Origin of the sequence: Youngiibacter fragilis 232.1 (assembly GCF_000495435.3) — a bacterium.
GTDB lineage: Bacteria > Bacillota > Clostridia > Clostridiales > Clostridiaceae > Youngiibacter > Youngiibacter fragilis.
Genome location: NZ_AXUN02000170.1, coordinates 1 through 9,660 on the forward strand (window position 1 = coordinate 1; position 9,660 = coordinate 9,660).

Genomic DNA, 9,660 nt, shown 5'->3' on the forward strand with positions numbered 1-9,660 from the left:
ACAGAAGTCAGCAGTAACATTAATGTAACTAAAGGTGAGCCATCTCTCATGGTGGCTCCCGCCACCATATCATTGGCTCTCAATAAGAGATTAGGTGGCTCTATTTCAGGAGAACTGGTGGCTCCGCCACGTCGGTATACTCAGTTGAGCTTATGAATGATGACAACTGTGATTTTGGCTTTTATATTGATACCCAGGAGAAGATGTCAGAGACAATAGGCTACTGGCTGGATTTATATGAAAAACAATGCTTCATTAGGTTTTCAATAGTAGACAATGCGACAGGTGAAGCAGTTGGGACAATTGAAGGATTTGGTGGAGAAACGGGAGTGCTTCGTGTCGATATAGCTAGCGCTTATGAGAAAGCATCATATTTATCTGAAATATTCAATTTTGCTAAAGATAATTTTCATGAGATTTTTGGAAATGAATATCTGGTAACAAAAGCTATTTCTACTGCGTTAGAACGTCGTCAGGCATTAAAAACTAATGAATGGGAATACATTAACACATTCAGAGAGTATCAAGATTATCATAAGATTAAAGTAAAAAGCTAATTTATATCATTGGATTATTAAATTCCAGTTTGTCTGGGGTTGGAGTCATATTTATAAGAAGGTGGAATATGTCTGGAAACCCTAAAATACATTTCATACTGACCAAACCTTCTAAAAGAGAAAAACGGGTTGGTATTTATGCCAGGGTAAGTTAAGAAGAAATTCAATTTTAGAGCAAAAATCAAACATAAGTAGACGGCAAAAAATGCAATTTGACCATATCATTTTCGACCGTATTAGCTTGTTTATCGAGAGGAGGAGAATTCAAAGTGAAAGAAGATTTGATTGCTCCATGTGGGATGAACTGTAACTTATGTAGTGCTTATCGATTCAGAGAAAATGATTTAAATAAGCAGGGTTTTCATAAGTCGTATTGCCTTGGCTGTATTCCTAGGGGAAAAAACTGCACACACTTGAATAATTGGTGTGAGTTACTTGGAAAAGGGAAAATCCGGTTCTGCTTTGAGTGCGACAAGTATCCCTGCAAGAGATTAAAAGCGCTAGATAAGCGCTACCGTGAAAAATATCATATGAGCATGATAGATAATCTCAATTACATAAGAGAAAATGGGATAGAGAGGTTCCTGATAAAGGAAGAAATTAAGTGGAGATGCCCTAAGTGCGGAGGAACAATCTGCTGTCATAATGGACTATGCCTGAATTGTAGTTTTCATACATTACTACAGAATAAAAAATACCGATGGAACGAAGAATAGGGCTTAAAAATACTTGGAGCAAATCAATATGGTTGTTGCCGCTATCGGATTTACGCTCTTCGGAATAGGATTGGGATTCTATGTCACGCCATCCACCGATGCAGCTTTGTCTTCTGTCCCTGCAGAAAAGCCGGTTTGGCTTCAGATTAATATTAAATGGAATCATCTCTTGGCGCATCCTTTGGAATGGCCATTTCCGCTGCTGTTTTCACAGGGCTCAGCAGTGGGCAGGTGGAATTCATCAAAGGTATGTTCTGGGGAAGAGCAGATAATATTTCTGTCCGTTATTCTGCTGCCGTCGCGCTGTTGTTTAACTTGTTTATGGTACTTATTGCTTTCATCCCCATCCTGATGACCGTTCCTATGGCTAAATCGGAGATGAAGAAATAATACCCGCTTTTGATATTTTTGTACCCTTAAATGACATGATAGGAGAAGATCGATGAATAAAGTAGATTTAGCTCAATATCTTGATCAGCACGCAGATGAACTGTTTTCCATCGCACAATCCCTGTTCGATGAACCGGAAGTATCCAGGGAGGAGGAAAAATCTTCCTCGAAATTCAAAAGACTGCTGAAAGAGCACGGATTCACCATCCATGAGTTCCATCAAGAGGAACTAAAATATGCATTCTATGCCGAGTACGGCCAGGGGCATCCTGTGGTGGCTTTACTCGGGGAATATGATGCCCTGCCGGGACTTTCCCAGGAAGGAGGTAGCAAAGAAAAAAAAGCGGTGCAGTCCGGAGGCGCAGGACATGCCTGTGGTCATAACCTCATCGGCACCTGTGCTTTCGGAGGAGCCATTGCTGCCAAAAAATACCTGGAGGAAAGCGGTCAGGAAGGAACAATAAGGTTTTACGGCTGTCCTCAGGAAGAACTGCTGGATGGAAAAGTCATCATGGCAAAGCATCACGCTTTCGACGGTTGTGATACTGCGTTTTCCTTCCATCCTTGGGATGCAAATTTCCCGGTGTATCAGGGGTTTCTTGCCATGAACAATATGAGGTTCCACTTCACGGGAGTTTCCTCCCATGCGGGACAAGCTCCGGAACAGGGACGCAGTGCCCTGGATGCTGTGGAACTGGCAAACATGGGTGTTAACGTTATGCGAGAACATGTAATCAGTTCAGCAAGGATCCACTACATCATTACCAATGGAGGTGAGGCTCCAAACATAGTTCCCAAGGAGGCAGCCTCCTGGTATTACGTGAGAGCTCCTCACCGTAGCGATGTCAATGATATTACAAATCGAGTGATCAATTGTCAGAAAGGTGGAGCTCTGATGACCGATACTTCCCTCGATTATAAAATTGAGGGGGGATGTTACGAGATTCTGCCAAATGAAGTGCTCTTCGATCTGGCCAGCAGGAATTATGAAGAGATGAAGATGTCTCCCTATAGTGATGAAGAAAGAGAACTGGCCAAAGCCTTGTCTCAGTCACTTCCTCCCGATCAGGTAGTTAAAGAACGGGAAAACATAGGATTCTATGACGAGAATGATTTTATCAGTCTGAATGTCGTGCCCAAAGAAAAAGCCATGGTGTATTCCATAACAGGTTCTTCCGACATTGGAGACGTCAGCTGGATCATGCCCTTCAGTGCTATATTTACGGCTACTTGGCCCATTGGAGTAAATGCTCATACCTGGCAGTCCGCATCGGCATCAGGCAGCACGCTGGGACAGAAGGGAATGCTCTATGCTTCGAAAATCATGGCAGGAATGTTCTTTGATCTGGTCAACCACTCGGAAATTTTAAGTAAGGCCAAAGAGGAATTCAAAAAGCGCACAGATGGAAAGCCATACCAAAGTCCTCTGATGTAAATCAGAGCCATTAAATAATGCACTCCATAGAAGCCGGAATATATCTCGACTTATGGGGTTCATTTGCGCGAAAGTGTAAGAACCGAAGTTAAATGTGCATAATAAATTTTGAGAGGATTCCAAATGAACCAATACTTCGAAAAGGCTAATGAATATCTGAAGACTTTATGCGATGTGAAGCCCAATAGGCGTACGGGCTCATCAGGGAATAGAGAAGCAACAGATTTCTTTGAAAATACTATCCGTACTTTCGGCTATGACATCGATGCCGCATCTTTTAAAGCATTGGACTACATCTGTCATAATGCCACCTTAACTAATGGGGACATTGATATTTTTGCAGTAGGCGGGATAACAGGGTTGATGTTGTGAAGCGTGAGCCTGTCTGCAAGGTTAAGACTACTTAAAGATCAAACCAATTATCATTCATAGGGTAAATTGCATACTTTAGCCTAGAACAAGGTGGAAATATGGTGAATGAAAAACTGAAAAATAAAGCAATGATATCAACTAAGCAGCAATTGTTAAGAAGTCCCGACATACAACCAACGAGTGAAGTTATTGCGGAAGCGCTTGGAGCAGCATACAACTCTTACCTAAAGTTTGTCAACAGACTTGAGAACCATGATATTCATTTGGAATGGAGATACTATACTGATGGCAAGGCGTGGCTTGCAAAAGGAATACATAGATGGACAGGCATTCGTGGTGGTCAAAATGAAACAACTGCTTTTTGGTTGTCGATTTGGGACTGCTTCTTCAAGGTGACCATCTACGTTCCTGAAAAAGCTCGAGCAGATACATCCAGTCTTCCGATTGGTGATGAAGTTAAGCAGATGATAGATGACTCAAAACAAATGGGGAAAAAACTGAAGTTCTTTCCACTTGTTTTTGAATTGAGTTCAGATGAAAAGTTTGAAGAGATTTATACCCTTGTTGAATTTAAGAAAAAATTGAAATAGAGGGAAATTTAACTGCCTATGTAATAATCGCAGGTATGATTGATCAGGAAAACCTCCATTGAAAAGCATCTAGATGGTTGTATTCTATGACAGATAATACCCAACAAAGCAAAGAACGTCGAGAAATCCTATCACAAAGCTTCTATAATGGAAATCATCAGGTGGTGATACATGTGACAGATAAAGTGGAAGCAGTTCAACGCATGCAAAACTATATTGAGGCTAATTTGACAGAGCGAGTGACATTGGCAGAGTTATCTGAAGCTGCCCATCTATCTCCATGGTATTCTGCCAGGTTATTCAAAGAACTGACTGGATTGACACCGGCAGACTACATCAGGCGGCTCAAACTGTCGAAATCCGCACTCAAGTTACGCGATGAGGCCTGCAGGATCATCGATGTGGCCTACGATATGGGATTTGGCAGCGTGGATGGCTATCAGCGAGAATTCTTCCGGGAATTCGGCTGCAATCCAAAAGAATATGCTTTGAATCCGATTCCGCTGTCTTTGTTCACTCCTTATGGCGTAAAATTCAGAGGACTTTGGAAGGAGACAAAAAGAATGGAAACTATCAAGAATGTCTTTATTCAGGTCATTGATAGACCTTCCCGCAAGGTAATCATCAAGCGTGGGCAGACGGCGACAGAATATTGGACGTATTGTCAGGAGGTTGGTTGTGATGTGTGGGGGATACTTACCAGCATGAAATCCCTTTTCGGAGAACCTGTGTGTCTATGGCTTCCTGAGAAGTATTGTAAACCCGGAACCTCAGAATATGTTCAGGGCGTTGAAGTATCTGACGATTTCAATGACTCAGTTCCTGATGGATTCGATATCATTGCGTTACCGAATGCAAAATATATGATGTTTCAGGGTGAGCCCTTTGAGGAAGAAAACTACTGCGAAGCAATTGAAGCTCTGCAAACCGCTATGAACCGCTACGACCCTGCTTTAATTGGTTATTCCTGGGATGATGCAAATCCCAGGATACAACTAGAACCAATTGGTACAAGGGGATATATCGAGTTACGGGCAGTAAAGTAACTGTTAACATCGTGATTTCAGTATAAGTAACAAGCAAGGCATCCTTAGCGTGCCTTGCTTGTTATTTTCATCAAGGGCCATATTACAAAGACATGAATTCCTCAGTGAATTTTTTCTATGAGCTTGTAGTATATTGCATTAATGGAATAGGCCTGTTAATATGAAGCTAACCCTCCCCGTGGGGGTGGGGGTATCAATGGAGTCGTTGCGTGGGGTTTAGTGAGGTGAAATCCCTGCAAAGTCGGATGCTGGCAGCAAGTGGAAAGTTTCACAGGAGGTAAGTTTTGAAAAGTAAGTCGTTAAACTATCTGTACATCATTACAATTGTCTTTTTCGGTCTCGGTTTTTTCAACATCATCTTCGGATGGTTAGGATTCATCTGTCTTATTCTTCCTTTCGTATTGCTGTATAAGGACAGGAAAAAGACCTGGTGCCAGGGATATTGTCCAAGATCGAGTCTTTTCCAGAATGCATTTCATGGAAAATCGCTGATAAAAAAAGCTGCACCATCTTGGCTGACTAAAGGCAGAACAAAATGGTTCGTTCTAGGATATTTCTGCATCAACCTCTTCATCCTGACCATGTCAACCATTATGGTCTCAAGAGGGGTTAGAGCTCCGCTTGAAAGGATCAGGTTCCTACTCTTATTCCAGATTCCATGGAATATTCCACAGATATTGGATTTCGGTTCGATTCCAGGCTGGGTAGTGCATCTGTCCTTCAGAGTCTATTCCATGATGTTCACTACGACTGTTATAGGACTGGTTCTTGCTGGAATATTCAAACCCAGGACATGGTGTACTATATGTCCTGTAAATACGATTTCCGATCTTGCGTTAAGCAAGATTAAGACGAAAGCAGATATCGAAATAAAGAGAAAAGGGGTAGTGTAATGTTAGTCAGAAACAGAAAGACCATTCAGATTCTATTTTTAGCAGTATTTATCCTGTTGATGCTTATCAATAAAGCCCAGGTATGGATGGGCTTCATTTTTGTATCTATCATACTTGCAACGTTCTTTGGACGGTTCTATTGTGGCTTCGCTTGTCCCATTAACACTCTAATGCGGCCCATCTCCTGGTTAGGGAAGAAGTTAGGTACTCAGAAGAAGCAGGTTCCTGACCTGTTGAAATCCCAAAAACTACGATGGATAGCTTTTGGACTTTTTCTAATAGGTCTTAGCTACACAATATATACCATTACACAGGGTAGAAAATTTCCTCTTCCCCTGATCATCATTCCACTTGGACTTCTTACTACTTTATTCATAAATGAAAGATCATGGCATAGGTATCTGTGTCCTTGGGGTGTGCTGTTCAGCCTGACGTCGAGATTTTCGAAGCACAGTATCAAGTCCAAGGGATGCGTCAGCTGCAAGGTGTGTGAGACACAGTGTCCTGGAGATGCAATCACTGTTGAGAAAGGAAAAGCAGCGGTTGTTGATCCAACACATTGCCTGCTCTGCTTTGACTGCCAGAAATCATGCCCAACTGATGCTATGTTCTTCCTCTAGGAGTATATTGAGTTTGAATCAGTCATTGTGTTGGATTCTCCAAGGTACATGAATATAAAAAAGGTACGGAATATTTTGTTTGCAATTGGTAAATAGACTGAGTCGCACCCAAAGATGAATTATAGTATTTAGCGAGAACCAAATCCAGCACCTCAATTCAAGTGCTTGGATTTGGTTCTATTTCTCACAGAGTATAACTTAAAGGTATTCGTTCCTGTACCCGTTATGGATAATACTAATTAAAAGCAGTCATTATTGAATGCTACTCGCAGGACGCCGTAGATATCAAACATTGAAAATTTTCCAGTATCCCTGCCGCATGATGAAATCCGTTTTTGTGAGGTGGTTGGATGAAAAAATATTAGACTCTTGGATTGATATGTGTAAAAATCTTGCACAATAAATGCTCGTAGAATATTTATGCGGTCAAGTCCGCCACGATTGTCTTCTTATTGAATAGAGCGGTGTCGTATTTTAAGATTTGTTACGCCAATTGGTAAAGCGATTTTAATGGGAAAAAGTCAATTTCTACGCTACGCAAGCGAAAATTGCTGTGCACATGGTAGAAACGCTGAAATTTGGGCGAATGGATTATGCTCTGAAAATGAAAACCCCATCCGGAGATGAGGTTCTTATTATTTTGTATGGAAGCCTGCATTCCTCAGGAAGATCCGGTGACTACAGAAAAAGTGAATCCATCTCCGTCTGGCTCTAGCGTGTATGTTTGGAAGCTTACCATGTACATATGTCATGTTGGGAAACGAATTGAGTATATTTCCTTTGTCTGTCTCTAATTTGCTGAATACCACCGCGCTAGCTGTTGCTCCGCGGGTCGAGTTGCTGAAGGGGAAGTTTTTCATGAAATAATAAATGGTTTTTTGATCCCTGCGAAAGGTTGTTACTAATTTCCAGGCTTCCATCAACCAGGTAGTTCTGTAGCTTGTCCAATTGGTTTAACTCGTAGTTTACCGCTTCTCTGAGCATGGACTTCGGTAGGGCCTGACTCTTTTGCTGGATAGGCCTTTGATGGCACTAAAACCCGACTGGGTTGCTTGTTTCAGTTTGTACTTTTAAAGAGTTACTCAATTGCGACATACTAAACAGGCTCTTCATCCCTAAAGAGCAGGTCACAATACTCTAATCATTTGTGGGACGTATGCACTTTGCAGTAAGTGTTCTTGCAGCTATGGTGGCATTAAAAACTTACGACCCATATTAGCCAATAAATTATCAACACTGTTGTAGCCTGAGTAGCCATCGATATAATTCTGATGTTGGTTAATGCTCGTTACTCCTTCATTGCCTTCGATATTGGGGGGCTTCATACTTGTTTCCATATGGCAGGAAAATGCTCTTTCATTGATGGATGCAGAGAAAATATGAAGGAATGTTAACTTGTAAACAATCACACTTAGAGGTACTATTGCTATATAATATCTTAGAATGTTTACTTCTACTACATTATGGTTAATGCTATTACGCTCTAATAAATTATTGTGATTAGAAATATATAGATGCTGCTAATGCTGAATGTACTCAGGTTACTGCGTTCCCGCGAAGGCTAAACAATAGTTGTGAGGAGGAGTAAAATGAAAAGGGTATTAATATTTGTATTGGCGTTTTTTTTGCTGCCGATTTTTAACCTTACTGCCAATGCTGCTGATCCTGGCATCATCCCTGGTGTGACTGTATCTCCCCAATTCTTAACAACGGTTGAGAATGGTATGACAGATACCATTACCGTTTATCTGAACAGCCAGCCGACCGGTGATGTGATAATTCCCATATCCTCCAGTGACCCCGGCATAATCGCGGTTGACAAATCTTACTTGATCTTTACGCCTATGGACTATTCGATATCGCAAACAGTAAGATTTACCAGCATAAATAATGATATCCCCGACGGTAAATATCTTGCGATTGTCATATTGGATCCTGCCGAAAGCACGGATCCTGCCTATGACGGAATGGATCCAGAAGATGTAAGCATTATTGTGAATGATGACGATCCAGCAAAGCCTGGTATAACCCCTGGCGTGATAGTTTCTCCCAAAACCATAACAATGAATGAAAATGGTTCGACAGCCACATTTACCGTTTGCCTGAACAGCCGACCAACCGATAATGCTACCATTACAATAAGCTCCAGTGACTCAAGCAGCATTACGATTGACAAACCTATGGTAGTCTTTACGATTACGGACTATAACATACCGCAAACTGTAACAGTTACCAGCGTGGATAATGATGTTGCTGATGGTAAGCATCAAGCGATAGTCATAAGAATAGTGGCAACAGATCCGGGTAATGGAGCTGTAGGAGTTCCGCGGAACAAGATTATTAGGATAACCTTCAGTGAAGAGATTAAAGAAGGGTATAATTTTGGAGAGATTAAAATAAATAAATCAGGAGCTGACATGGACTTCACATATAGAATACATGATTCCAATCTTATTCTTAACATCAAAGGGAATATCCCGTATGCCAGCCTTTGCACTGTTACAATTCCTGTAGGTGCCGTGGAGGGCCAGTACGGTAATTCTCTGATAGAGGAGCATAGTATCAGTTTTACTATTAAATCAAAGTGATCCATATAAGATGAGTCACAAAAAGCTATAAGAAACAGGTCTTCAAATTAAAGATGGTACCACATTATCCAATCTCTTGAGCGAATAAGGCACCCTACGCTGCAATTATCGTAGAGTGCCTTGTTTTTTAGATATTATTTTTCAAGGGCTACCTCCAAATAGGATTTGAATTCCATAGCGAATTTATCCTCATGATTGAATCTCGTGACTTAAGTCATGAGAGATTCAAACCATCAACCGCAATTTCTCGAGCAATCTAAAACTACACCATAGTATGCTGAAATCGAACAGAATTTTAAAACAAATACGCCAAAGCGTAAATAAAATTAGTGCTGAAATATAAAATGGTATGGAGCCAAATTGTAAAATGGCATATCCTTTAGAGGAGAGGTGTATTGCCATGTTAAATCCAATCCGTTATCTCAGATAATTTACTCAAACTTCGCACAATAA

General features: G+C 41.1%; 11 protein-coding genes. 10 read left to right on the forward strand and 1 reads right to left on the reverse strand.

Annotated features, from left to right (window positions below):
* Positions 1-152 precede the first annotated feature (152 nt).
* The 9 genes from T472_RS08745 to T472_RS08780 all read left to right on the forward strand — a co-directional run bounded on the left by T472_RS08745 (position 153) and on the right by T472_RS08780 (position 6,619).
* A complete protein-coding gene (locus tag T472_RS08745) occupies positions 153-557 on the forward strand; it encodes a hypothetical protein (RefSeq protein ID WP_023383998.1) in 405 nt (134 codons plus the stop codon).
* A gap of 269 nt (positions 558-826) precedes the next feature.
* On the forward strand, positions 827-1,273 hold the full coding sequence (locus tag T472_RS19330; RefSeq protein WP_242864787.1) for a DUF3795 domain-containing protein: 447 nt from the start codon (positions 827-829) through the stop codon (positions 1,271-1,273).
* A 156-nt stretch (positions 1,274-1,429) separates the two neighbouring features.
* Positions 1,430-1,663 (forward strand): hypothetical protein, encoded by a 234-nt coding sequence (locus T472_RS08750; RefSeq protein ID WP_055831786.1) that lies wholly within the window; start codon positions 1,430-1,432, stop codon positions 1,661-1,663.
* 52 nt (positions 1,664-1,715) lie between these two features.
* A complete protein-coding gene (locus tag T472_RS08755) occupies positions 1,716-3,098 on the forward strand; it encodes an amidohydrolase (protein WP_023384003.1) in 1,383 nt (460 codons plus the stop codon).
* A gap of 123 nt (positions 3,099-3,221) precedes the next feature.
* Positions 3,222-3,470 (forward strand): hypothetical protein, encoded by a 249-nt coding sequence (locus tag T472_RS08760; RefSeq protein WP_023384006.1) that lies wholly within the window; start codon positions 3,222-3,224, stop codon positions 3,468-3,470.
* A 101-nt stretch (positions 3,471-3,571) separates the two neighbouring features.
* The gene (locus tag T472_RS08765) at positions 3,572-4,060 is read left to right on the forward strand and encodes a DUF3788 family protein (protein WP_160319134.1); all 489 of its coding nucleotides are present in this window, start codon (positions 3,572-3,574) and stop codon (positions 4,058-4,060) included.
* Positions 4,061-4,146: 86 nt separating this feature from the next.
* Complete coding sequence (locus tag T472_RS08770; RefSeq protein WP_369322964.1) at positions 4,147-5,106, forward strand: helix-turn-helix domain-containing protein; 960 nt, start codon at positions 4,147-4,149, stop codon at positions 5,104-5,106.
* A gap of 284 nt (positions 5,107-5,390) precedes the next feature.
* The gene (locus T472_RS08775; RefSeq protein WP_023384012.1) at positions 5,391-5,999 is read left to right on the forward strand and encodes a 4Fe-4S binding protein; all 609 of its coding nucleotides are present in this window, start codon (positions 5,391-5,393) and stop codon (positions 5,997-5,999) included.
* Positions 5,999-6,619: a 4Fe-4S binding protein gene (locus tag T472_RS08780; protein ID WP_023384014.1), complete on the forward strand. Its 621-nt coding sequence runs from the start codon at positions 5,999-6,001 to the stop codon at positions 6,617-6,619. Before T472_RS08775 ends, T472_RS08780 begins: the two co-directional genes overlap by 1 nt.
* An 813-nt stretch (positions 6,620-7,432) precedes the next feature.
* Here the strand turns inward: T472_RS08780 and T472_RS20640 are convergent.
* A complete protein-coding gene (locus T472_RS20640; RefSeq protein WP_369322967.1) occupies positions 7,433-7,636 on the reverse strand; it encodes an IS66 family transposase in 204 nt (67 codons plus the stop codon).
* Positions 7,637-8,208: 572 nt separating this feature from the next.
* Here T472_RS20640 and T472_RS08785 point away from each other — a divergent pair.
* Positions 8,209-9,207, forward strand: a complete 999-nt coding sequence (locus T472_RS08785; protein WP_023384017.1) for an Ig-like domain-containing domain — start codon at positions 8,209-8,211, stop codon at positions 9,205-9,207.
* The last annotated feature ends 453 nt before the right edge of the window (positions 9,208-9,660 follow it).

Excerpts from the sequence above, each read along its gene's own strand:
- T472_RS08755 (WP_023384003.1), top strand. The coding sequence starts at position 1,716 with ATGAATAAAGTAGATTTAGCTCAATATCTTGATCAGCACGCAGATGAA.
- T472_RS08770 (WP_369322964.1), top strand. The coding sequence starts at position 4,147 with ATGACAGATAATACCCAACAAAGCAAAGAACGTCGAGAAATCCTATCA.
- T472_RS08785 (WP_023384017.1), top strand. The coding sequence starts at position 8,209 with ATGAAAAGGGTATTAATATTTGTATTGGCGTTTTTTTTGCTGCCGATT.
- T472_RS08745 (WP_023383998.1), top strand. The coding sequence starts at position 153 with ATGAATGATGACAACTGTGATTTTGGCTTTTATATTGATACCCAGGAG.
- T472_RS08750 (WP_055831786.1), top strand. The coding sequence starts at position 1,430 with ATGGAATCATCTCTTGGCGCATCCTTTGGAATGGCCATTTCCGCTGCT.
- T472_RS08760 (WP_023384006.1), top strand. The coding sequence starts at position 3,222 with ATGAACCAATACTTCGAAAAGGCTAATGAATATCTGAAGACTTTATGC.
- T472_RS08780 (WP_023384014.1), top strand. The coding sequence starts at position 5,999 with ATGTTAGTCAGAAACAGAAAGACCATTCAGATTCTATTTTTAGCAGTA.